This is a genomic window from Ruminiclostridium hungatei, from assembly GCF_002051585.1.
GTDB classification, from domain to species: Bacteria; Bacillota; Clostridia; order Acetivibrionales; family DSM-1351; genus Ruminiclostridium; species Ruminiclostridium hungatei.
In genome coordinates this window covers 63,791-90,363 of the sequence record NZ_MZGX01000027.1, presented here as the reverse complement: position 1 = coordinate 90,363, position 26,573 = coordinate 63,791, and the positions used below count along the sequence as shown (strand labels likewise).

The 26,573-nt window shown below is 42.9% G+C and carries 13 protein-coding genes and 1 riboswitch; of the genes, 2 read left to right on the top strand and 11 right to left on the bottom strand.

The window, feature by feature from the left end:
* The 8 genes from CLHUN_RS17845 to fba form a co-directional block, all read right to left on the bottom strand.
* The coding region (locus tag CLHUN_RS17845) for a fibronectin type III domain-containing protein (RefSeq protein ID WP_080065988.1) at positions 1–8,139 on the bottom strand (8,139 nt) is incomplete at its 3' end.
* Positions 8,140–8,426: 287 nt separating this feature from the next.
* A complete protein-coding gene (locus CLHUN_RS17840; RefSeq protein WP_165755790.1) occupies positions 8,427–9,077 on the bottom strand; it encodes a SurA N-terminal domain-containing protein in 651 nt (216 codons plus the stop codon).
* Positions 9,078–9,219: 142 nt separating this feature from the next.
* Entirely contained in the window at positions 9,220–10,188 is a 969-nt protein-coding gene (locus CLHUN_RS17835) for an acyl-CoA dehydratase activase (RefSeq protein WP_080065986.1), read from the bottom strand.
* Positions 10,157–11,272 carry a CoA protein activase gene (locus tag CLHUN_RS17830; protein ID WP_080065985.1) on the bottom strand — a complete coding sequence of 372 codons (1,116 nt, stop codon included), beginning with the start codon at positions 11,270–11,272 and terminating at the stop codon, positions 10,157–10,159. The genes CLHUN_RS17835 and CLHUN_RS17830 overlap by 32 nt, the downstream gene beginning before the upstream one ends.
* The gene (locus CLHUN_RS17825) at positions 11,244–12,242 is read right to left on the bottom strand and encodes an acyl-CoA dehydratase activase-related protein (RefSeq protein WP_080065984.1); all 999 of its coding nucleotides are present in this window, start codon (positions 12,240–12,242) and stop codon (positions 11,244–11,246) included. The genes CLHUN_RS17830 and CLHUN_RS17825 overlap by 29 nt, the downstream gene beginning before the upstream one ends.
* A 503-nt stretch (positions 12,243–12,745) precedes the next feature.
* Entirely contained in the window at positions 12,746–15,736 is a 2,991-nt protein-coding gene (locus CLHUN_RS17820; protein ID WP_080065983.1) for an N-acetylmuramoyl-L-alanine amidase, read from the bottom strand.
* Between the two features lie 295 nt (positions 15,737–16,031).
* A complete protein-coding gene (locus CLHUN_RS17815) occupies positions 16,032–16,610 on the bottom strand; it encodes an HD domain-containing protein (RefSeq protein ID WP_080065982.1) in 579 nt (192 codons plus the stop codon).
* A 167-nt stretch (positions 16,611–16,777) separates the two neighbouring features.
* On the bottom strand, positions 16,778–17,713 hold the full coding sequence (gene fba / locus CLHUN_RS17810) for a class II fructose-1,6-bisphosphate aldolase (protein ID WP_080065981.1): 936 nt from the start codon (positions 17,711–17,713) through the stop codon (positions 16,778–16,780).
* Between the two features lie 495 nt (positions 17,714–18,208).
* Between fba and CLHUN_RS17805 the strand changes: the two genes are divergently transcribed.
* Positions 18,209–19,456: a 6-phosphofructokinase gene (locus tag CLHUN_RS17805; protein ID WP_080065980.1), complete on the top strand. Its 1,248-nt coding sequence runs from the start codon at positions 18,209–18,211 to the stop codon at positions 19,454–19,456.
* A 337-nt stretch (positions 19,457–19,793) separates the two neighbouring features.
* A riboswitch (ZMP/ZTP riboswitch) is annotated at positions 19,794–19,872 on the top strand.
* An 83-nt stretch (positions 19,873–19,955) separates the two neighbouring features.
* Positions 19,956–22,184: a formate C-acetyltransferase gene (pflB, locus tag CLHUN_RS17795; RefSeq protein ID WP_080065978.1), complete on the top strand. Its 2,229-nt coding sequence runs from the start codon at positions 19,956–19,958 to the stop codon at positions 22,182–22,184.
* Positions 22,185–22,198: 14 nt separating this feature from the next.
* Here pflB and CLHUN_RS17790 read toward each other — a convergent pair whose 3' ends face one another.
* The 3 genes from CLHUN_RS17790 to CLHUN_RS17780 all read right to left on the bottom strand — a co-directional run bounded on the left by CLHUN_RS17790 (position 22,199) and on the right by CLHUN_RS17780 (position 26,341).
* Positions 22,199–22,846, bottom strand: coding sequence for a flavin reductase family protein (locus tag CLHUN_RS17790; protein WP_080065977.1), 648 nt, complete (start codon positions 22,844–22,846; stop codon positions 22,199–22,201).
* A gap of 412 nt (positions 22,847–23,258) precedes the next feature.
* Positions 23,259–24,986 (bottom strand): glycoside hydrolase family 9 protein, encoded by a 1,728-nt coding sequence (locus tag CLHUN_RS17785; RefSeq protein WP_117387083.1) that lies wholly within the window; start codon positions 24,984–24,986, stop codon positions 23,259–23,261.
* Positions 24,987–25,186: 200 nt separating this feature from the next.
* Entirely contained in the window at positions 25,187–26,341 is a 1,155-nt protein-coding gene (locus CLHUN_RS17780; RefSeq protein WP_080065975.1) for an aldo/keto reductase, read from the bottom strand.
* Positions 26,342–26,573 lie beyond the last annotated feature (232 nt).

The following is a 26,573-nucleotide window of genomic DNA, read 5'->3' as shown; positions in this document are numbered from 1 at the left end:
TTTAGCCTTCAGCCAGACCTCAAACGCTTTTGCCAGATCTCCGTTAAAGTCTATATAGGTATATCCTGAGCCCACAACATTAAATACATTTTGTTTGAAATAGTCCTTTAAATCTGTATATGTATTACCGCCGCCCCCGTCAGGACCGCCTTTTCCTTCAACAATCAAGCTGCCCGTATTATTGATATTACCGTTCACAACCACACTGACTACATGGTTTCCCAAGGCTGTCAGCACAGAGGTTCCATTACTTGTATAAGCCTCTATTTCCGCTCCGGCCTCAACTATATACAAGGAAGCATCTGAATATATTTCCTCCCCGTCTACTAAATACGAAATGTTATTTATAGCCGCCGCTTCAGAGTCTGAATTCTTAATTCTTACTTTAATAGTAACCATATCCCCGGAAGAAGGAGCTTCCGGCGTTGTGGAAATCCTTGTAATACTTGCATTTGACATCAGCTTTACAAAATGTATCGTATAGCTTTTTTGTGTTACTCTGTCTTGTGCTTTTACCGTGATTATTGCAGTATCCGGCTCCAACCGTGTCACAGTATATGTTGCTTGTGGGTTGTAGGTAACTGCTGATACTGCCGGCATCTCATAAAATTCAGAAGATAATATTACTGTATAGTCTGTAACATGTTCATCAAAATCTAGTATAGGTTCATTATTAATATTTATAGATTTAAGATTAGAGTCTTCATGATATGTAGTTCTAAAAAACGATTCAGAACCGTTTCCGGACATATAAATCCATATGGTTCCATCTTCCATAAGATATGTGTCAAAACCATAAGCTGACTCTCCCATTTGTTTAACTATTCCATAAACCGGAAACTGCCATCTTGCTTCCCCCCACTGATCCCAACATTTCCATACTGTACCGTCCGTCTTTAAAGCAAGTATTTTAATATCACGAGTTGCTATTGCTTTTACATCGCTTATACCGGAAACTATTTTGGGTTCTATAACATTGTCAACGTAGTTTGAGTAGCTTACGCTATTACTCCATATCCACACCGTTCCATCTTCCTTTAATGCCTCTTCGTAATAAACTCCACACTCTATTTCCTTTACTTCACTAATTTTTATTTGTTGAGCAATATGATTACCCTGAATATAAGTTGACCACACTGTTCCGTCGTCCTTTACAAATGTGTAGTTCTCGCCGGCAGCTATTGTCTTTATTCCGCTTAAACCTTGTACTTGCATGGGAATACTGCCATAACTGCGTCCCCATGCCCACAAAGTCCCGTCTTCCTTTAGTGCAATTGTGAAACCAGCCCCTGCTGCTATTGACTTTACACCGTTTATGAGCGCCCGTACCGGTTCCCTTGAAGATGTATCTTTATTTCCATCGCCAAACTCCCCATATTTGTTTTTGCCCCATGTCCAAACAGTTCCATCCTCCTTTAATGCAACCGAATGCTCATTAAAGCAAGATATTTCTTTAACTCTGCTTAATCCAATCCTTTCAGGACTGGTCTGCCCCTCATATAGTATATTATTTCTTTCCCATTTCCAAACTGTACCGTCTTGTTTAAGCGCCACAATACCAGAATAATCGACTGATATTTTCACAAAACCGGGACCTTCGGCGTTTTTTGTTACTATAACAGTATAGTCAACAGTGGAGCCATCATCACCCACCACTGTATAAATTACCGGATGAGTGAAATCATTAATCGTAGTTCCACTCACCTGTTGATTTGTTCCGACTTTTACAGTTGCTGCCTCTGTACTGAAATTTGCAGCCAAGGAACTTACATCTGTTTCATCGGGTACTTCAATTACTATTGTCTTTGTAGGTTCATATATTTTTGTATAGACTGTTGAACCTATTGATGAAAATGTAAAACTTTTTATTCCTGCTTTTGTTGATGATTGAATTGTACTGTCAGGGGATGTATTGCCTTCTGCATCCTTAGCTCTGACACTAAAAGTATACAATGTGTTTGGAATTAAATCTCCGGCAATGTAGCTCGTACCTGTTACAGATAGTAAAAACCTTTCATCCGCATAGATATCATAGCTTTTTACACGTTGATTAATACTTGCAGCATCCCATTCCAATGTAATCAGGTTATTAGTTCTTGTTAAAGCTTTCAAGTTTTTAGGTGTTCCTAGAGGTTCTTTTACAATTACAGTATAGTTTGATGTTGAGCCATCAGTCGCTGTAACTGTATAAACAATCGGATCAGAAAAATCATTTGGAGTTATTCCACTTACCTGCTCAACTGTTCCGACCTTTATACAATTTGAACCTATTGTGGAAAAGCTAGCGACAAGGCTATTAACAAGTGTTTTCTCAGGCACTAAAAGAGTAATTATATTTTTAGTCTTATCAATACTCCCAGTTACTACCGGCTCCAAACCTTCAAGGTTAAAAGTAAGTATATCAGCGTCTGCGGTTTTAACCTCTGAGAAACTGCTGAATTCTGATACATTTCCCTCTTCATCTCTTGCCTGTATAGTAAAAAGATATGATTTATTTGACTTCAAACTTATAGCAGTGTATGTAGTACCTGTAACTGATGAGAGCAAATTTCCGCCTTCGTATATGTCATATCCTGTTACCCCCACGTTGTCTGTGGAGGGGGACCACGATAATGTTACCTTACCGTCAGCCACTTCTGATGTAACAAGATGCTCTGGAATAGAAGGAGCCTCCGTATCCATTATTTCAACTTTAAATTTATACTGTCCAATATAATTTTGACTGCAGACCTTCAAGTAATATGTCTGATTTGCTTCCAAATCATAAATAATCGGTGTTTTATATATTTCCCCGGAAGCTATGAGTTTCCCGTTATTATCATATAAATACCCACTTTGATAAGGTGCTCCATTGTAGCTATTAATTTTGTAACGTCCATTCAATGATGGTGTAAAGCTAAAATAATCAATATCCCCTGTATAATTGATAACAGCAGCAACTTCAATTCCAATATCAACCGGCGTTGCTGTTGCTATATCATCACCGCAATCATCAGCCTTTGTTGTGACCGTAATTTCATTACTGAATTCAGATACATTATTTGAAGTATCCACTGCTTGAACGGAAAATTTATATTCAGTTCCAGGTATCAGACCCGTCAGCGTACAATTTGACACGGCAGATGCAGCAATAAGAGCAGAACCGTTGAATATATCATAACGTGCCACTTTGAAATCATCTGTTGCAGCCAGCCATGCCAATGTCACCTTACTGGCTGTCAGTCCGGATGCAGTCAAATTAGCAGGTGCTGAAGGAGCCTTTGTATCCAGCAAGGTTACTTTTATTTTATACTGCCCAATATAGCTCCCACTTGAAACTCTTAAGTAATATGTCTGATTTGCTTCCAAGTTATAATTGATTGGTTTATTACAAATATTTTCATAAGCTATCAAATTTCCATTGCTGTAATATAAGTCCCCTCTAAGATAAGGAATGTCCGGATAACCATTAATACTATATAGTCCATCTAATACCGGAGTAAAATAGAAATAGTCATCATCCCCAGCAAAATTTATTTCAGCAGTAATATCTTCCTCAATATCAATTGCTTCTGCTGAATTTATATCATTACCATAATCATCCTTTGTTCTCACTGAAACTCCATCACTGGCTGCAGATACATTATCTGATTCATCTACAGCTTTAACTGCAAATGTATATTCAGTTCCAAGCATCAATCCAGTCAGCGTGCAATTTGATGCAGTGGATGTGGCTAAGAGGGTAGAACCGCTATATACATCATAACGAGCAACGTAAAAGTTATCGGTTGAAGCTGCCCATGTCAAGGTTACTTTGCTGTCAGTTATTGCTGATGCTGACAATCCGGTTGGCGGTGAGGGTGCCTGTGTATCATTTCCTGTGGTAATAATCACCGGTTGACTGTCAGGAGAGCTATTCCCATCAGCATCAAAGGCTTTTAATGTATAAGAGTACGTTGTTAATGGGCTTAGCCCCATATCGCTCCCCTCATATGTCGAGCCGTTGAACATCTGCACTAAAGTTCCATTACGGTATAATTCGTATCCCTTAATTGCCTCATCTGTGGATGGCGACCATGATAAAGCTACTATTCCATCAATTATAGCTGTTGCTTTAAAATCAATTGGTGCCAAAGGTTCCTGTCCGCCATCAAACAGCGAAATTTTTATTCTGTATTCTCCAATGTAGTTATGTCCCAATCCTGATACCTGTAAGTAATATGTCTTATTTGCTGCTAAGTTATAAGTAATCGGTATTTCATAAATATTTTGTGAAACAATAAATTTTCCATTATTATTATATAAGCAGCCCACAGTATAAGGGGGTTCATTATAGCTGCTTATCCTGTATGTCCCATCAACTTCAGGAGTAAACTTTAAGAAATCTTCATCATAATATGTATCTATAACTCCAGAAATATCAGCATCCAAACTGATTAATCCCGCTGATTTAATGTCATCCCCATAGTCATCCACCAATGTATTAAATATAATAACATTACTTTCTGCAGACCTATTATTTGCTTGGTCAACTGCTCTTACCGCAATTGAATATTGTCTATCTGGTGTAAGTCCCCACAATATATAATTTGTTTGGGTAGTTGTGCCTATTAAGGTAGTTCCATTATATATTTCATATTTAACTACATCAAAGTTATCAAAGGAAGTGCCCCAATACAAGTTAACTTGCCATGCCGTTAAGCTGTAATAGCTTAAATACTCCGGTGTTGTCGGCGCCTGTGTATCCCCTCCGACGGTTATACTTATTTCTTCACATTCAAGAGATCTGTTCCCATCTACATCAACTGCCTTTAAAGTATATGTGTATGTTGTAAGTGGACTTAATCCCGTATCGCTGCATTCACTTGCTTCTCCGCTTACTGTATTCACCAATATACCGTCCCGGTACAGTTCATAACCGCTAACCCCCACATTATCTGTTGAGGCTGACCAGCTAAAGGAAACATATCCATCGGTTTGTGAAGTCAATTGGAAGTTTTCAGGCGCTGTAGGCGCTATTTTATCTATATTTGCTATAAGCAGTACATAATCTCCTGTATTCCAGTCAGATTTCACACATAAATAATAGGTGCTATTACCCTTTAGGCTATATATTATTCGAGTATTATCTATATATCCTGATATTAACAGCCTTCCATTGCTATCATAAAGCATACCGTAAGGATATACCCAACTGTTATCCCCGGTAATGGTGCTAATACTGTACTTATCATCAATTGATGGTGTAATTTTAAAGTAGTCCACATCATCCCAAAAGTCAATATTTACAGGAACCGCAACACCAATTTGGATATTTTCTGCAGTTTCCATATCATCGCCGTAATCATCGTTTAGTGTCGTTACCGTCACAGTGTCGCTCTCTTCCGATATATTATCTGCTATATCTACTGCCTTCACAGACAGGCTGTGGGTTGTTCCAGGTAGAAGACCAGTTAATATACAATATGTTGCCGTTGAGCTTGCTGCTTTTATTCCGTCAATATATATGTCATAAGCTGTGATCTTCAGGTTATCGGTTGAAGCTGTCCAGGTCAACGTCACTGTCCTGGCTTTAATATCTGAAACAGATAACTCAGTTGGTGTTGTGGGTGGTATATTATCAGCACCAATAAAGCAATCTGCACTTGCAAGGTTTGAATGAAACATCCCTCCCTTAACTGCGTATGCCTTAATAGTTGTTGTCGCTTCTATTGTAAATGGTCCATTATAAACAGCGGAATCCAAAGCAGGTGTTGATCCATCCATAGTGTATCTTATATCCGCACCCTCAGTAGCGCAGCTCAATGTTACTGTCTGTGTTGTGTCATAGACTCCTTCTTGAGGATGGATAAGAGGAGTAGCAACTTTTTCATACAATATTTCAACAGGTATTGTACTGGCAGCTATACTATCATTGCAGAGTTGGCCTGACAGATTTGAACCCCAGGCCCATACTGTACCATCCTCTTTTATTGCTACAGTATGCCCTTGCCCGGCAGCTACTGCTTTAACTCCTGTTATTCCTTCAACCCGTACAGGCATATCACTGTAGTCTGTCGTACCATTCCCCAACTGCCCTTTATCATTACCTCCCCAGGCCCAGACAGTACCATCTTCCTTTACTGCCACTATATGGTTGTAACCAACGGCTACCATATTAACTTCACTTATTCCCTCTATCTGCACAGGAGCACTGCGATAATCCCATTGCCATAGAGTTCCATCTTCTTTTATTGCAAATGCATCGTCCCAACCTGCAAATATCATTTTTACGTCGCTTAAGCCCTCAACTTGCACAGGGCTCCATAAATATCTTTGCTCACCCCATTGCCATACGGTTCCATCTTCCTTTAAGGCTAAACTAAAATAGTTCCCTGCAGCAACAGCTACTACCCCGTTTATTCCCTCTACCTTTATTGGCGTATCTGTTTGATAAACAGAATCAGATCCCAATTGACCATATCCATTATTTCCACATGTCCAAACCGTGCCGTCTTCCTTTAACTCTACATAATGGAGATAACCTGCAGCAATGGCCTTTGCTCCTGCAATAGCATCCTCCTCAGTTAACACCATTAATGGATAATACGGCTCACACCCTACATCAAATGCCTTTACTCCACATATTCCTTCTACCTGTACAGGAGTACCGCTGTCAGGTGCAGGTCCATCATATTCACTGTACCCCCATTTCCAAACTGTGCCGTCCTCCTTTAGTGCTACTGTGTAGTAATCATATGTAGCTACCTGTATAAAATTCCTTTTTACCTTATTTACAAGGACAGTGACAACATAGTCCACAGATGAACCGTCAATTGATATGGCTGTATATATTACAGGTTTTGTAAAATCATTCGGTGTTATGCCGCTTGCCTGTTCTATCTCACCAACAGTGACAGAAGCTGCACTTGTATTAAAGCTTGCAACCATTTCACTAACGTCTGTGTTTTCAGGCACTGAAAGACTTATGGTTCTTGCCTCCTGATCTATATTTCCTGTTATTTGTTTACCTGATATCAAAAAGCTGAAAGCAGTTATTTTCGCATTTGTAGCTGTAGTTACAGCAGCGCTTTTGGATACATTACCTTCAGAATCCTTAGCTCTGACGGTAAAAGTATATAAGGTATTTGGTGTAAGATTAATCGCTGAATATGTTGTACCTGTAACTGAGGCAAGATGATTTTCACCAAGATATATCTCATAATCCACGCTTTCATCATCTGCGGCCTGATCCCATTCCAGAGTAATACTTATATCAGTTTTAGCTGAAATCCTAAAATTTTGGGGTTCTGAAAGCTTTTCTGAACCTGCAACTGTTTCTGTAGTTACATTTGCTGAATCTATAGCTTTAATCGTACATTCATTGCTACAAGAAGATATATTTGTATCATCATTATAGGCTTTAATTTTATATACATAAGTTGTTTCTGCTATTAATCCGCTATCATGGTATGTATTTGTTATGGCAGTGCCGATTTTGTCATCATCCCGATAAATTTCGTATCCCGTTGCGCCAGCTACAGCCTCCCATTTTAAATCGACAGAGCTACCTGATGAAGTAGCCGCGAGGTTTTCAGGCGCTGAAAGCAAGGTTTGCTTTTCCAGTTCTTCACTCCATTCACCATTCCCAGTCTGATTAACAGCTCTCACTTTGACTATATGAGAAGTATTCGGTTCCAAATTATCAAAAATGAAATCGGGTGTTCTTACGCTTATAATATTATTATCCAGTGAAACATCATAGCTTTCGGCTTCTGCTACTGAATCCCAGGTTGCTAATAAACTATTGTCAGTTGTGACCACCACAAAATTTGTAGGTATAGAAAGTGCTGATGTGGTTATCACTAAAAATGGATTGTCCTTTTCTAATATATTCTCTGCTTTATCTGTGGTTTCCGTGGATACATCCAATTGGAATGCTGCCGGTGTTGCAACATCACCCATACTGTTCAAATGATCTTTTGCAACAGGGGTGGGGGTGTCTACCATTTCCGTTGGAATAGCATAGGGACTAGCCGGCATGTCCGCTGGTCCAGATTTTGATATCGTATTTGCATACGCATTTTGCACTTGTAATGGGTCTAAATTGATACAGCTAAAAGACTGTACCAGTATTAACAATACCAATAAACCAGCAATGCACTTTGTCCGAATTTTCATTACATTATCCCCTTTTATTTACCACATTTTAATATTTATCTTGTAATTTTAGAATTTATATCTTTTTTTGTCAATATATACAAAAAACAAATTATTACGAGACAACGAACCTTACACATTCCTGCAAATAAAAAACAAGATAGTAAAACCCTCCCTTACGGCTTAAAAACGCCGTAAGGGAGGGTTTCATATTTTACATATTATGCCTGATATTGCACACTAATATTACACACCAAGTAATGTTAACTGCCGCCATAAGCTTTTTACCGCAAAGCTATTTCAGAAAGTTATTTCAGGAGGCTCTCCACCTTTGCATTTTTCACCAGAGCCTTGACCTTCCCGTCATAATACTTTGAGAATTCAGCATTCAGGTCGCTTATTGCCTTTCCCTTATTGTCCTCCCTGAATTTTGCTTTCAGAGAGTTTTTATATTTTCCGCAGGTCAAAGCCTTTTTATAAACCGGCCTGACACTCTCCCAATAGGAATCCTCAGTCAGGTTCAAGCCAGCTACATATTCCTTAAAGGCAGCATATGTCTTACTGTCAGATTTCATAGTCTCCCGGGCGGATCTTACGGCAGAGTCAATTTCGGACTCCGAGGCCGTCATGCCCTCCTCCACAGCCTGATTGCATATCACCTGGCGTTCTATAATCTTATCCAGCACCTGCTTATCCGACAGTTTGTTTTCTCCGTTTGAGTTCAGAAACAGTTTATAGGTATCAAACCCTTTTTGAGTTATATTCTCACCGTCAATAATGGCAACTATTTCCTTACCGTCACCAGCCGGCAGCATTGTCGTCTGTCCAATTCCAAACAGCTTCGCTGCGCTGTTTGCTTTAAGCCCGCCACGGCCTGCCGCTATGATTACAAGTGCAGCTATAGCTGCTGCTCCAAGAATAATGATTCTTTTTTTACGAGACTTTTCCGAGCTATTCATATATGACACGCCCATTCCTTATTTTATTAAATAAATTCAAAATATAAACTTAAATAAACAAATAATCCAGGCTTCCCGCAGCAGACAGCACCTACGAGGAATCCTGGATTATTATAACATATTTTACATTTAATTAAAATGCTCAGGCAGTCCCGCTCCATTTGCCGCACTTGTCCCCCCAGCAGGCTACAGGGTCATGGTCCATGGTTATCTGGACTATCTCGCAGCAGTTGGAACAGCCGGAGCATTCCCTGCTCTGTGTGGTATAAGAGGCATTGAGCTTGTCAAAGCCCTTGAAGCACGTGCCGCCCTCCCCAGAGCGGGCATTTTCCCCAGCCAGCAGTGCAACCCCGTATGCACCCATGACATCAAAGTGCTCCGGAATTATTATTTCAACTCCCAGCGCCTTCTCAAAGGCCCTTACAATACCTGTATTGGCAGCGACCCCACCCTGGAAGACTACTGGAGACTCCAGCCTCTTTCCCTTCGCCAGATTTGCAAGGTAGTTTCGCACCAGTGCATCACATAAGCCGCCGATGATATCCTCTCTGGAATGTCCCATCTGCTGCTTATGTATCATGTCACTCTCGGCAAAAACAGCACACCTCCCCGCTATCCGCACCGGATTTTGTGAATTGAGGGCATAAGCCCCGAAGTCTTCAATCGCTATACCTATTCTGGCTGCCTGCCTGTCAAGAAAAGAGCCTGTTCCGGCAGCACATACCGTATTCATGGCAAAGTCGTGTACAACATGATTTTTTAACAATATAATCTTTGAATCCTGCCCGCCGATCTCAATGATTGTTCTCACATTGGGAATGGTCTTCTGGGAAGCTACTGCATGGGCGGTTATTTCATTTTTGACCACATCCGCTCCTACAATGGCAGCCGCAAGCTGCCTTCCGCTTCCGGTAGTTCCCACTCCTGCTATAGCTATATTTCTCCCGATTCTTTTATCAATATCCCTGAGCCCTTTCCGCAGCGACTCGATGGGCTGCCCTTCCGTTCTTAAATACTGCTTGTCAATAACCTTATCCTCTTCATCAATAAGAGTAATATTCGTACTTACAGAGCCTACGTCAATACCCATATAACATTTTATTCTGTCCATTCAACTGCTCTTCCCTTCTCTTCCTGATTAAATCCACAAATGCTTCCACTCTTGTATTAAAGCCTGCTTCACCGGTCATTTCGTCCCTTATTACGGTCATTACGGGAATCTGGTAATTTTCTTCCACCGCCGGAAGGATTGACTGCGATACTATCTCAGGCATACAGCCCAGAGGATATAGATGAATGACTCCGTCAAAGCCGTCCTTGGCGTGTACAACAGTATTTCCGATGGTGTGATGTGCATGGCCGCCCACCATACCGCTCAGATACGCCCTGGCTTCTCTCACATCCTCCCCTTCCAGGGGCAGCCGCAAGGCTTTTTTCAGCATGTCGTCAATTATCCAGCCGCTTACCGTCACCTGTCTGGTAACCTCCACACCCATATTCCCCAGCAGCCTTTCAAGCTGGAAATTTGCATAGGGCTCTATGGTGGTATATATCTCACCCACTATCCCCACCTTAAGGGGGCGTGCCTTTTCATTCTGAGGAAGCTTTTTAAGCTTCCTCTCGGTTTGCCTTATAAATTTTAAAATCTCTTTGGAGCCTTTGACCTCCAGCACCTCTCTCTGAAAGCTTCCGTAGATTTTATCAACGCTCCGGGGCTCAAGCTGCCGCGCCCGCTTGATACGCGAAAGCCTTTCAAGGCTGTCAAGCTGTATGGCCACATTTTTTGCAGAGTTGACCACCTTTGCCACGTTCAGGTAGTTGGAGGTGCCGCTTACCTTTTTGATTCTTGCAGCCAGCTCCTTTAAGCCCTGTTCAGGAACCTCAAGGGTTATTATTTCCATTTCAATGCCTATTTCAGAGACGGTTTTTTTAAGCATTTCTCCGAAATAACCCAGTTTGCACGGGCCGCAGCCTCCGGTAATCAGCATGGTGTCCGCCCCCAGTTCATGAGCCTGAAGCAGGTTCCCTACGAAAAGCTTGAAAGGCAGGCAATGAGACTCCGCCGTATATTTCGAGCCCAGTTCAAGGGTTTTATTTGTATTGAAGGGAGGTATCGTATATTCAGAGCCGAAGTCATCCAAAAAGGCTTTTGCAACAATATAAGTATTACCTATATGAGGAAATGTTATCTTCATGTATACCCCTCCTGACTATCATATCCACAAACGCTTCCAGTCTGGTGCAAAAGCCTGCCTCGGCAGAGTGTTCGTCCAGCACCAGCTTCATAAACGGAATATCACTTTCTGCTCTTAATTTCTTTTCAACCAGCTCTATTACAAAGCTGTCCACCCCGCAGCCAAAGGAGGTTATGGCAATAACTCCGTCTATGCCGCCGTTTTCTATAAGCTGGACCGTGCCTCCGTATGCCCGGGTTCCATAATCCCAGAACAGCATCTTGTCAAGCTCCGAGCACCTATCCTTGGATTCCTGATAATCCAGCATGTCAAGAGTCACAACTCCTATGCCGTATTCCTTCAGCTTTCCGATAAGCTCCATATTTATAAAGCTGTCATATACAGTATAACAATGTCCCAGTACTGCCACGGTAAGCGTGGTACTCCTTTTCTGGATAACTCTCAGGGACATTGTTCCTGCCTCCTGCTTAAATTCATCCGTAAGTACGCCGGATTTCATGACCTGCCTTTCATTGCGGTATTTATCCAGTGCATTTTTATATGCCGTCCTGATTTTCTGCTTGTCACCTGTTATAAATTCGCCGGTGTACAGGGCTGCCAGCCAGGAGTTTTTTTCAGACTTTCTCAGATTTATCTCAGTATCAATTATCCTGGGCATCACCTTTATGGAATTTCTTATCATGTCCTGCACTCCGGCTACTTCCGGGCAGATGTACTGCTTTCTGGATATGCTGGTAAAGCGCGGAAGGAAAATAAAGTCGGCTTTCCCCAGCAGATTCAGTACATGCCCGAAATATGCCTTGATTGGCAGACAGGCTTCTGAAACACAGTGGTTTGTGCCTTCCAGAATAATATTCTTATTTGTTTTTTCCGAAATGACGATTTCTGCCCCAAGCTCTGTAAAAAAGTTTTCCCACAGGGTTGAGAACTTGTAATAGTATAAACCTCTTGGTATTCCTACTTTGACCATTAACGCCTCCGTAATAAAAAAAATCCACTCTCAATTCATTATTGACGTGGATTTAAGGTGTTATACTATTATTTTACTCAACTCGCTGTGCTAGTGGTCTGTAACAGATAAGTCTGCCATATTTTTAACCAGCACAACAGGTTAATTTAACCCGTTGTGCTAGTTAATAAAGTCATTAAGAGGCAAGTTTGCAATTCACGTGAGGACGACTTTAAAGAAATGCGCAGTATGATTAAAAGCTTTTGCTGAAATTGTAGGCTTTGGGCATGCTGCTTTGGCAGTTAAATTGACAGGACGTCAATTTAAGCAGCACCCGAGGCCTGGATGGCCGAGTTGCTGCGACGGCTAAAAAGGCATGCCGAAAGGTATTACAATTTCGCCAAAAGCGTTATATACAAGCATTTATTTGAAGCTTGTCCGGGAGTGAATTGCATTCTCTTCCTGTTATCACATTTTCAATTAGCACAACAGGTTAATTTAAGAGCTTTTTATACCGAGGCTTATTATCTTGAATTTTTCCGGGCCCAGCTTTCAATAGCCTTTCCTATGGAATTGGCTATCTGCACCTGATTGTCATAAGCAGCCAGCCACTCATATTCTTCAGGATTTGACATAAAGCCGCCCTCTATCAATATAGCCGGAGACTCAGTTACGGTACATACCGACAGGCTCTGCCACCTGTACCCGGAATCCTTGCGCCCAAGGTCTGCAATCAGAGAGTCCTTCACAAACCCCGCAGCCGCCTTGGAGCTGTCTTTGGAGTAAAGCACCAGCAAACCGGTATGCTTTGTATAATCTGCGGTGACGTCCATGGAATTGTTGTGAATGGACACCGCAATGTCTGGCTTTTCCTTTCTTATAAGGTCGGCTCTGTCGTTCAGGCTGACGGTTTTATCCCCGGTTCTGGTCATTATAACGGCAGCTCCCAAGGCTTGCAGGTACTTTCTGGTGTTCAGCGTAATAGCCAGGTTGATTTGCTTTTCATACAGCCCGTTTTTGCCCAAAGGGCCTATTGCTCCCGATTCGCTGCCTCCATGTCCGGCATCCAGCAGCACTTTCAGTCCCGTTAAGGGTTTGCTGCCCGTACCTGAAATCTTGGGAGCATTTTTAAGGGAAAATACCAGCGCCCCGTCTTTATAACGGGCATAATATCCGAAGTAGTTGTCCTGGGACTTCAAGCTGAAGGTATATTTGGCGGTGCCGTTTACGTTCTGCAGGCTGACAGCTTTAAATATTGCAGCGGCAGGAATTGCAGTGCCTGCACTCTTGCCGTTTGTATCATATATGCTCAAGGTTACTGCCGATGCTGATACATCCACACCAAACACAGCGTTTACAGGCATTTTAAAGGTAAGGTCCGTATAGCCGCCGTTGTCCTTTATACTCACCGAGGTTATTTTGTTTGCAGCAAGAGTCTTGTTTTCAACCGTCCTGACATAGCTTTTATCGGTCCAGACCCCGCTTCTCAACAGGTAGTACCCGTTTTGTTCACCCACAATATAATCAACTGCTCCATTGATTAATGGGGTAATCCTCGCATATGAGGTGGAAGGTCCGGTTCTGGCAACTGCCTCAGCCTGGGAGGTGTTTATCTGTGCATACCTGTAATACTTGTCAGCTTGTACACTGACGTTATTGCTCTGCTTGCCGGTTATTTTCTGTCCATTGTAGTCCATCACGAAAACAGGCTTTCCAAGGGCAAGTATTTTCTGGCTGCCTGTTACGGCAGGCATGGTAAAGGTCCCCTTGAATTTAGCCGGAGTGATTGCTCCCCCATTTGCTTCCAGCAGCTCTGACCTTGAAAGCTCAACCTTATATTTTCCTATTTCCACCCAGACCTTTGCACCGGTTGGTGCCACACAGGAAAATTCCATCTTCTGTCCGGTTTTCATAGTAAAGGAGGAAACCGGTGAAAAGTATCCCGGCCGGAATTCCGGCTTGTTCATCTTATATGAGGAGGTTGAAGCGGCCTTTCTGGTTATCTTCAGTACGGTTTCCTTGTCCTTATGCCTGAATACAAAGCTGTTATCCCCTGCCTTAAGTTCCTGATAGGTTACAAAATAGCCGTCTTTGGAGGGTGTAAGCTGCTGTCCGTTCAAATAAAGAGGTTGATCCGGGTCACAGCTTCCCATAATGGATATCTTTGAGGAGGCAGTACTGTATCCGCTGGACGGTGTTGCTATTACAAGCTGCCTGTCCTCGGGCACAGAGCTTCCCGCATCCCTGCCGGCAACATATATGCCTCTCAGCTTTTCCCTGATTCCCAGCACATTGCCCTTCAGGTTTGAATATCCATAGAATATGCTTCCGCCCACAGCCTTGCTTTCCCTGTTCATGGCTATCTGCTTTGGTATTTGCAGCGGGTCCAGCCACTCGTTGGCCTGTGAGCTGTCGTTTATCTTGTAGGCGGCATGTCCCACATAGAGCTTTACCGAGCTGCCGCTGCAGACATTTTTCCACCAGTCCAGCAATACGGAATAGTCGGCAACCTTAAAGCCGATATTCCAGTATATCTGTGGCGCTATATAATCTATCCAGGCCTCCCTGACCCATTTTTTCGTATCCGCATAGTGGTCATAATATGTAGAAATCCCCCCCTGAGTATCGGAGCCCTCGGCATTCCTGTCCTTGTTGGACCAGATGGCAAAGGGGCTTATTCCAAACTGCACCTGGGGCTTTATGGCCTTTACAGTATCATAGGTGCTTTTCACAAGGGTATTTATATTGTTCCTGCGCCAGTCGTCCTTGCTGGTAAAGGAACCCTTGTATTTTTCAAAGGATTTGCCGTCGCTGAAATCCTTTCCGTTGCATTCACTTTTTGAAGGATAAAAATAATCGTCAAAATGGATTCCGTCAACTGCATAATTCCTAACTATTTCGGCAACACCGTCGGTTATGAGCTTTATAGCCTCGGGATTCCCCGGGTCAAGATAAAGCTTTCCGTTTCCCCCGGCCACAACCGCTTCGGGTATTTTCCGCGCAGGATGCCCCGCAGACAGAACCTCTATGCTTTTGTCAGGCTTTGAAGCCGTGCCCATGGAAAGCCTCAGAGGATTTAACCAGGCATGTATCTGTATTCCATTTTTATGGCCCTGCTCTATTATGTACGCCAAGGGATCAAAATCCTTATCATTTGCCTTGCCCTGTGTCCCTGTCAGATAGACGGACCAGGGAAAGATTGAAGACTTGTACAGCGCATCTCCTGTAGGCCGGACCTGAAAAAATATGGCATTCAGTCCCATATACCGGGCGTTGTCGATAATAGCGTCCAGCTCCTTCATTTGCTTTTCAGCACTCAGGCCAGGTTTGGATGGAAAATCAATATTGCTTACTGACGCAATCCAAACGCCCCTCATATCCTCAACTACCACTGTCTCCTGTGCATTTGTCACATTCCCGCTGTACTCACGGTCTGTAAAAACCCTGGAGCCCACTATAGGCGCCAACAATGCAATAACCAGCAAAAGACATACTATTCCGGCTTTTTTCCGCATTTTTACCCCCATAAAAATAAAATCAATTAGCAAATTTTATCTGAAAATACATTTCTATAATAAATATAAAACATTTAGGCCCTATCTCTCAACAAAACTCGCCATATTTAATATTTTCTTAATATAAACTTCAGAAAATTTTATAATATCCGGTCGAACGCAGGCTTTAATTATTTATGAACAATTCATGCCTTCCCGGACAATAACGCAGACAAGAACATCAGACAAATAAAAAACAGCTTCTGCCCGTTTGAGCCTGAAGCTGCCGTATTTTCATATCAACTGTAATAAATATTTATTTGAATAACTCATCCAGAGTGCAGTTTGCCTTCTCTTCAAAAAACCGTTTTATTTTAAAGTACTCCTCCCACTTGGGAATTGTTATTTCACTGAACCCTTTTTTCATAACAACCTCCACAAGCTTTTTCTCCATGGCACACGGTCCGGAGGGATATGCCATCAAGTCACAGAGCTGTATCAGTTTGTCGTATTCGTCGTATTCAACGGCAGCTATATAGCTCTTAAGAAAACCGGCCTCCTTGGCCTGGCAGTCATTTTGCCCGTTGTAGCTGTGGATATCCTTAAACGGAAAGGAATGAGTCAGGCATATTCTGGCACTTTCCTCAAACCCCATCTCAAGCATGAATTTATATCCGTCAAGAGTGTGCTTCAGATCTCCCGGGCCAAACCTGCGCCCTATATCATGCAACAGGCCCAGAACATATGCTTTCTTCTCATCCATACCCGGGCAACTTCCCGCTATGATGTTTGCACATAATGCAGCCACCTGATTGTGTGCCACCCATTCTCCGGGATTCATTTCTGCGGCCTCATTCAACAGCTTTTCGGCCTCCTCGATTGTCGGATACCTCATAGATTCCCCTCCATAATAATATCAGTCCTGCCGTAATTATGAGCTGTCTGCTTTATAGATACGGCATGAATCAATATTTTTTTTAATAGGCGGAATACAGCTTATGTAAAACAGCTTCCGAATCCTATGGACTCAGAAGCTGTTTTTATATTTTGTACTTTGATTAATTAAGCCTTGCCATCGCAGCCGAGAACATTAACGATCTTGTTCTTAACAAGTCCTTTAATAGCTTCTCTTGCCGGTTTGAGGTATTGTCTGGGGTCAAAGTGACTTGGATTTTCAGCAAAATACTTTCTGATGGATCCAGTCATGGCAAGTCTTAAGTCTGAGTCAATGTTGATTTTACAAACAGCCATTGAAGCAGCCTTTCTGAGCATATCTTCAGGAATACCTATAGCATCCGGCATTTTTCCTCCGTTGCTGTTTATCATTTCAACAAACTCAGGAATAACTGATGATGCACCGTGGAGAACTATTGGGAACTTTGGAAGTCTTTTTTCAACTTCTTCCAATATATCAAATCTGAGCTGCGGCTTTTGTCCGGGCTTGAATTTGAATGCGCCGTGGCTTGTCCCTATGGCTATTGCCAATGAGTCAACACCTGTCTTTGTTACGAACTCTTCAACCTCTGCAGGATTTGTGTATGCTGCGTCGGCATCTGATACGTTTACTGCATCTTCAATACCTGCAAGTCTGCCCAATTCAGCCTCAACCACAACTCCTCTGGGGTGTGCGTACTCAACAACCTTCTTTGTCAGTTCTATGTTTTCTTCAAAAGAATGATGTGAGCCGTCGATCATAACTGAAGTGAAACCACCGTCGATACATGACTTACAAAGTTCAAAAGTATCACCGTGGTCAAGGTGCAGGCAAATAGGAAGATTTGTTTCGATAATAGCCGCCTCGACCAATTTCATAAGATAAGTATGATTTGCATACTTTCTAGCACCTGCTGAAACCTGAAGAATAAGCGGCGCATTTACTTCCTTTGCCGCCTCGGTTATACCCTGAACAATCTCCATGTTATTAACATTGAAAGCACCTATGGCGTATCCGCCTTCATAAGCTTTCTTAAACATTTCAGTAGAAGTTACCAATGCCATTTTAAAATGCACTCCTTTTTATTTTTATTTTACCTGAAACCCTATGTTTTTTTCGAACTGCATACCCTGTATAAATCAGCCCAGAAAACTTTGAATTCCATTTTATATAATTATTATTTAGCAAAATCATGCTCTTGATAAATAATAAGGTAATTCCATTAACCCATCGTTACTATTTTATGAAAAAATTAACTCAAAATCAAGGGAATTTATGATATTTTTTTGTCAAAGCCATTACTTTGAAGCTTCCCGGGTGCAAGTCCGCAAAAATACATATTTATTTTTTCTCAAAAAGGGGAGTTTATGATAATTAATATGGAAATCATACTATTATGCATTTATGCAGGAATTGAATATGTGTAATTGCATTTTATTTTTCAATATGCTATATTTTAATGTGATTGCGTTTTGTAATATCAGCCTTTGAAAGAAAGGTCTGGTAAAAACAGCGTACATTTTATACAAATTAATATAAATCAATAGGAGGTATATACTATGACAGTTTTAAAGGGTGCCGCTATTTTCGGACAGTCAGGTGGACCAACTTCAGTTATCAATTCCAGTGCCAGCGGTGTATTCCAGGAAGCCTTAAAGCAGGAGGCAATTACGGCTGTATACGGTGCAGCCCACGGCATCAAGGGTATTCTTGATGAAAAATTTTATGATATGAGTCAGGAAGATTCCTACGAGTTGGATTTATTAAAAACTACTCCTTCTTCGGCTTTGGGCTCGGTTCGTTACAAGCTTAAATCCGCTGATGAAGATGAAACAGATTACAAGAGGCTTGTTGAGGTGTTCAGGAAGTACGACATCAGGTATTTCTTCTACAATGGCGGTAATGATTCAATGGATACCTGCAACAAGGTCAGCAAGTATATGCAGAAGGTTGGCTACGAGTGCAGGGTAATGGGTGTTCCAAAGACTATTGACAATGACCTTTTCGGAACCGACCACTGCCCCGGCTTCTCAAGTGCGGCAAAATATATTGCAACTTCAACTATGGAAGTATACCATGATGCAAGAGTTTACAACACAGGTATGATCACCATACTGGAAATCATGGGAAGAAACGCCGGCTGGCTGACTGCTTCCTCCGCACTGGCTGCATACAAGGGTGCAGGTCCTGATTTGATATATCTTCCTGAAGTGGATTTTGATATGGATACCTTCCTTGCGGACTGTATTGAAATATACAAGAAGAATGGCAACTGCATTGTTGCTGTTTCTGAAGGTATAAAGGACAAGAACGGCAAATATATTTCCGAGTACGGTTCAGACCTGGCTCAGCAGAAGGACTCCTTCGGACATTCCCAGCTTGGCGGCCTTGCTGCCACACTGGCTGCTATTGTTAAGGAAAAGACCGGAGCCAAGGTTCGTGGAATCGAGTTCAGCCTTCTTCAGAGATGTGCTGCACACTGCGCTTCCTTAAGCGATGTGAACGAATCCTACATGTCGGGTCAGATGGCTGTAAGATATGCCGTTGAAGGTATGACCGACAAGATGGTTGGTTTTAAGAGAGCTGATGGAAAAGAATACAAGTGTGAAATCCAGTTGCTTAGCTTAAGCGAAGTTGCAAATACCGAAAAGAAAATTCCAAGAGAGTGGATAAACGAAGCAGGAAATGGCCTGAAGCAGGAATTCATCGACTACGCATTGCCGTTAATCCAGGGTGATTCCACTCCTCCAAAGGAAGATGGACTCCCAAGGTTTGCAAAGCTCAAGAAGGTTTTGGCAACAAAGTAAGTCTTACATTAATATTGACCCACAGGCATATATGCTGAAAAAAGCAGGTTGGCATGAGTTTTAAGCTCTTTGCCGCCTGCTTTTATTTTTTACTGCTTGTTCCTCCTGCTGTAATCCAGCGCAGTTCCAACGGCAACATCGATATTGCCAGGTTGTGGAAGACATATTTAAATTCCGCCACGGCATTACTACAATATATAGTTTATTACTTTACCATATTAGCATATATGGTGGTTATCCATAATATTTTTATAAATTTTTTGTTCATTTCTATTGACTTGCAGTGGGACTTTACTTATACTTAATACATAACTTAATAGTTTGTATCAATGATTTAAAACTGTTATACAACTGGCGGAAGTGGAGATTACCACATGGGAGTATGACTTTTAAAGCCGGCCGCCTGGGCGCGTAAAATGCCCAGGCGGCTTTTATTTTGCTACTTCGTTTTGCAGAGTAAATCCCTTGGCAGATAAACTTTTTACGGGAGGCATAAATTATGGATCAAAACTTTTCTGATTTTAAAAGCGGCAAGTGGAATGACACCATTGACGTTCAAAATTTTATTCAAACCAACTACACCCCCTATGATGGTGATGAAAGCTTTCTTGAGGGTCCAAGTTCAAAGACGAAGCATTTATGGGAAACCTGTAAAAGCCTGCTGATTGAAGAGCATCTCAAGGGCGGCGTCCTGGAGATTGACGCCTGTGCAGTGGCAGGAATCACAAGCCACAGGCCCGGTTTTATAGACGAACCCTACGAAGTTATCAAGGGTCTTCAAACTGATGCTCCCTTAAAAAGAGCCTTCATAGCCAAAACCGGCTACCGCACTTCAAAGCAGGCCTGTCAGCAGTTCGGCACCTCCCCTGCCCCTGAACTGGACAATATCTTTAACAGTGAAATAAAAACCCACAACGACGGAGTTTTCAGCGCATATTCCGAGGAAATGCGCAAGGTGAGAAAATGCGGAGTCATCACAGGCCTGCCTGACACATACGGCAGAGGCAGGATTATCGGTGACTACCGGCGGGTGGCGCTATATGGAGCAGACAGGCTTATACTGCAAAAGCAGAGGGACTTTGAGGCACTGCCCCCGCAGATGTCCGAGGAACTGATACGGCTGAAGGAAGAAATACATGATCAGATAGCAGCACTTAAGGACTTGCTCGTACTGGGAAATTCCTACGGCTTTGACTTGGGCCGCCCTGCTGAAAATGCCTTTGAAGCGGTGCAGTGGACATACCTGGCTTTTCTGGGAGCCATGAAGGAAACCAACGGGGCGGCAAATTCACTGGGAAGACTCAACGTGTTTTTTGATATTTATATCTGCAGGGATATTGAAAAGGGTATTTTGTCCGAGCTTGAGGCTCAGGAGCTGATAGACCAGTTTGTAATCAAGCTGAGATTCATAAGGCATCTGAGAACCAGGGAATACAACGAACTTTTTGCGGGAGATCCCGTTTGGCTTACGGAATCCCTGGGAGGTATGGGTGCCGACGGCAGACATATGGTTACCAAGTCCTCCTATAGGTTTTTAAACACCCTGAAAAATCTGGGTGCCGCACCCGAACCAAATCTCACAATATTATGGTCAAACAGGCTGCCTGAAAGCTTCAGGCTCTACTGCACCAAAGTATCCATAAAAACCAGTGCGGTACAATACGAGAGTGACGAGCTTATGAGGCCGGTATACGGCGACGACTACGGAATATCCTGCTGCGTTTCCGCAATGCGGCTGGGCAAGGATATGCAGTTCTTCGGGGCAAGATGCAACCTTCCCAAACTCCTTCTCCTTTCATTAAACGGAGGCAGGGACGAGATCACCGGAGAGCAGGTGGCACCTGAGCTTCCCCCTTACCGGGGCGACTACCTGGAATACGAGGAAGTGCTTGAGAACTTTAAAAAGCTTCAGCAATGGCTTTCAGGGCTCTACGTAAACACCATGAATACAATTCACTACATGCATGACAAGTATGCCTATGAGCGGCTTATGATGGCTCTTCACGATACCGATGTGAACAGGCTTATGGCTTTTGGCATATCCGGCCTTTCGGTGCTGGCAGACTCCCTGAGTGCCATAAAGTACGGAAGAGTCAGGGCCATAAGGGATGAAAGAGGTATAATAACCGACTTCACTGTTTCAGAGGACTATCCTCAATTCGGAAATGACGACAACCGGGTTGACAGTATTGCAGCCCAGTTGGTGAAGGATTTCCATGATAGCCTGAAGGCCCATGCCACATACAGGAATGCAGAACATACACTGTCCATTCTGACAATAACCTCCAACGTGGTTTACGGCAAAAAAACAGGCTCCACCCCTGACGGCAGGAAAAAAGGCGAACCCTTTGCTCCGGGAGCAAATCCAATGCACAACAGGGATAAGTCGGGCATGCTGGCAATGCTGAATTCGGTTGCCAAAATACCTTACAGCTATTGCCGTGACGGCATCTCTCTTACTCTTTCGGTAATTCCCGCCGCTCTGGGCAAGGAAGAAGCTACGGAAGCCGCAAATCTTTCTGCACTTATTGACGGTTACATGTTAAGCGGAGGACATCATATAAACATAAATGTCCTGGATCGCTCAACTCTGGAAGCCGCCATGCAGGAGCCCATGAAGTATAACCAGTTGACTGTGAGAGTTTCCGGCTATGCGGTACATTTTATAAAGCTTACCAGGGCCCAGCAGTTGGAAGTCCTGTCCAGAACCTTCCACCGGGCCGTATAAGAAAAGACAGCGCATCATTTGGGCGCTGTCTTTTTCCTGTTTTGTCCAGGTTTTTTATTTCTATTTTTAACCTCTGTCTTAAGGTTCCTCTTTAAATTTTTCCGTTTGGTTACCGAGTATCCGAAATATCCCAGTGAAGCTCCCAGGGGAAAATATTCTCCATGAGAATAGCTTATAAGTCCTGCATTATGAAGATTTAATTTTCCGTTTTCATCAAGCAGGCTTTCGTCTACATTTGTGGCTACCACTTCTGCCAAAAATAAGTCATGGGACCCCAGCTCAACAACCTGCCTGACAACACATTCAAGATTTACGGGGCATTCCTTTATCAGCGGCGCCTGAACCTTTGAAGCCTTTTGCGCCGTGAGCTTCACAGCCTCAAACTTATCAGTATCCCTTCCTGATTTAACACCGCAAAAATCAGTGGCAAAGGTCAGGTTCCTTGTGGGAAGGTTTATTACAAACTCTCCGCTTTCCTTGAGCAATTCATATGAATATCTCTGCTTTCTGACGGAAATAGATACCATGGGTGGATCGGAATTCACAGTACCAACCCATGCAAGTGTTATTATATTGGGCTTTCCGTTTTTATCCGCGCAGGTAACCATAACAACCGGAACAGGATTTAACATGGTTGAAGGCTTCCATATCTGTTTAGCCAAGTCGGTCTCCCCTTTCAAAGCGTATCATATCCGGACAATCGGGTTCTTGCAGGCTGTTAAATTAACCTATAGCGCTAATTAAAAATGTGGTAACAGTCAGAAAATGCTACTCACTCCCGGACGAGCTTCAAATAAATGCTTGTATATAACGCTTTTGGCGAAATTGTATGCCTTACAGCATGCTTTTTTAGCCGTCGCAGCAACTCGACCATCCAGGTCTCGAGTGCTGCTTAAATTGACATCCTGTCAATTTAACTGCCAAATCAGCAGGCTGTGAGCCCACAACTTCAGCGAAAAGCTTTTAATCATACTGCGCATTTCTTTAAAGTCGTCCTCGCGTAACTAGCAAATTTGTCTCTTAAAGACTTTATTAAGTGGACTACAGGTTAAATTAATCAAATTGTCCAATTTGTCAATTTGAGCCCATATAGGAAAAAACAAAAATAGCTGCAGAATTCCAATAGGTGGCCACTTCGTTGGTTGAAAACGAGGTAATGTCATCAATATAGCATTGTGCAGGAGCCTTGCCGGACAGGCTTGCCCTGGCGCTGTCATCCTCCAGTGCCGAATCCGGCCCGCCCACCAGCAATCCGGGTACGGGATCTTTCACAGAATCGCCTGCCGACGGCCTGTGGTGGGGCTGCATGACCTTTTGAGACCCATACCCCGTTATATAGCTCTGGTTCAGAGTATTTCTTCCCAACAGGTAATGGGCACAATCCGCGGCACTTTCGGTATACTTTTCACTATTGCTCAATTTGTCTGCTATCAACATATGCATGGCATGATTTGCCACATTCATATTACTTCCCCAGTTGTATTCCATCTTATGCATGGCCAGCAGGTAGCCGTTCTTTTGCGCCGTGCTCACAAACATATCCGCTTTTTCCAGCCAGGCTTTGCGTATTTCATCAGCTTTGCCGGAATCCGCCGTCTCAGTGTCCGCAAACAGATAGGCTATGGCTGCAAAGCCGCTCACATTCTGCCAGCCCAGTCCAAACCCTCCGGTCTGGTAATTGGCCTTGAAATATTCATTGTATTTTTTAATTCCGGTGGCTCTCAATAATTCGGCAGCCGCCCATGCTCTTTCATCATCTCCGGAACTGTCCCCATACTCTCCCGAGGAAACATCCTGAGGATTTTTAAACGCAATAAAAGACTTGTTGGCCTCCAGCCAATTCCAGGCTTTAACTGCCGCAGCCAGGCATTTTTTTGAAAAATCAGGGTCAAAATCCTTAAATATCCTTGAGGCCATGGCTGTTACGGCTGCAAAATCCGCGGTGGCTGTGGTGGACACAGGCATTATGAAAAGATCATCCACATCGATGTCGGGCATTACAGCTATGTCGGGAAAATTTCTGGAGGTAACCTTGTGGTATACCCCTCCCGATTTTTCATCCTGCATTTTCAGAAGCCACTCAAGTCCGTATTTTGCCTCATCCAGAATGTCCGGAATATTGTTGGAGCTCTCGGGAATGTTTAAAGGACTTGTGAAGCTCTGGGGATAAAATTCATAGGCCAGCATAAGGTCCGCCGCCGTCACAGCCGCAGGCACCACATATCTTCCGTAATCTCCGGCGTCATGCCAGCCTCCTCCCACATCCAATTGAACCTCTTCATTGCCATACAGTATGGCCTTGCCTGTGTGACAGGAGCCGTGAATGTACTCACCTGCATATTTTGAATCCAGTACTATTCCACAGCGTTGATAATACAGCGCCTTGACCAGGGCATCATTTACCTTTGAGAATAAGGTACTCTCCCCTATTTTAAAATCATAGGATTTTCCAAGTCCTTCAACTGAAATAAAATAACTCCCACTGGCTTTCAGCTCCGAAAAGTCAGCATAACATACCGTATCCCCGCTGGACTCGTCACTGACCTTACCGCCGGTTTCCTTTACCAGGACAGCCTTGCCGGTTTCCGCATCAAATACCTCAAAGCTTTTATATACTCCCTTTATTACAGCAATTTTTTTATCATCAATTTTATATCCTATCTGGTTTATATGAATATCCTGACTGATTATACCGGCTTCCGGCTGTTGACCCGTAGCTGAGGCTACAACCGTATTCGCACTTACGGAGGTGGAGGCCGGAGTATTGTCAGACTGGTTTTTCGAAGTACACGAGGCCGTCATTAGTATTATACTCCCTGCCAATATAAAAGGAATTGTTCTTTTTAACAAATTCATATGTACACTCAACTTTCATATGTTTTAAGAAAATACCTCTTATATTATATAGTATTTTTGATGCGAATTTATTAATTTTTTATTAACATGTCCCGGACTGTGTCCCAGGGCCCGCTGCCCCAATGGAAAATGCGAAATGCCCGGCGTCAGCCAAGCATTTCGTGAACCTTCGGCAGCCATTCGCTTATAGGTATTTTTTGCGGACAGTTTTCTTCACAGACCTTGCACTGTATACATTCGCTGGCGTGGTTCTCCTTGTTGAAGAAGCGGCTGTATGCAAACCTGGCTCCGTTCAGGTCTTCATGAATGACACTGCTGTTATATAGTTCAAAATTCCTTGGAATATTTACATTATTGGGACATGGCATGCAGTACTGGCAGCCGGTGCAGGGTATTGCCGTCCTTATGCCGTACTGGGTTATAGCTCTGTCTATTAATTTCAAATCCTCTTCATTGAGAGTTCCGACTCCCGATTTCTCAGCCGATGCAAGATTTTCCTCCACCTGCGGCATTGTGCTCATACCACTTAGCACCACAGAAACCTCCGGCTGGTTCCACAGCCATTGAAGCGCCCATTCCGCACCGGTGAGATTTTTCCCGTTCTCATCAAGTATGGCCTTTACATCTTTGGGAGGATTGGCAAGCTTGCCTCCTAAAAGAGGCTCCATTATTACCACGGCAATACCTTTTGAAGCTGCATATTTCAAGCCCTTCAGCCCCGCCTGGTTCTCTATGTCAAGATAGTTGTACTGTATCTGGCAGAATTCCCACTTATCATAGCCATCAACTATTTCTGTAAAGGCAGAGCCCTCATCGTGGAAGGAAAAACCCAGATGCTTGATCTTTCCGGCTTCCTTTGCAGCCTCTGCCCTCTTGAGCAAATCATATTTCAAAATCACATTATTCCAGGAATCTCTGGAAAGGGAGTGCAGCAAATAGAAGTCAATGCTGTCGGTCTGAAGCTTTTCAAGCTGCTCATCCAGTATCCGGTCAAAATCTCCGGCTTCATTTATCAGCCAGGTAGGTGATTTGGTGGCAAGCTTCACCTTCTCCCTATAGCCATCCTTCAAGGCTTTTCCTGTTACAATCTCACTGAAGCCGTCATGGTAAATGTACGCAGTATCAACGTAATTGACGCCCATATCAATTGCGTGCCTTATCATTTTGATTGCTTCTGCCTCATCAATCCTGTTCTGCGGCTTATCTCCTGCCGACTCTATTGTCCTGGTAGGCAGGCGCATTGCTCCGAAGCCGAGAGCAGACACTTTAAAATCCAAACTTCCAAAATTTCTGTATTGCATTTCCAGCCCTCCAAAAATAAATTATTTTACCCTGTAAGGTAAATTTCAGTAATCATAATATATGTATTTTACCTTTTGGAATAAGTTTATACCTTAGAGTACACTTTAATGCAATAGTTTTTTGTGAAATGTATTGTAAAATGAAAAGGTAACTTCGTGTTTGCGTACGTGCTTCGTGATTCACAATTCCTAAGCCTGGATTTTTTACTTGTCCTCCAATACTCTTATTTCA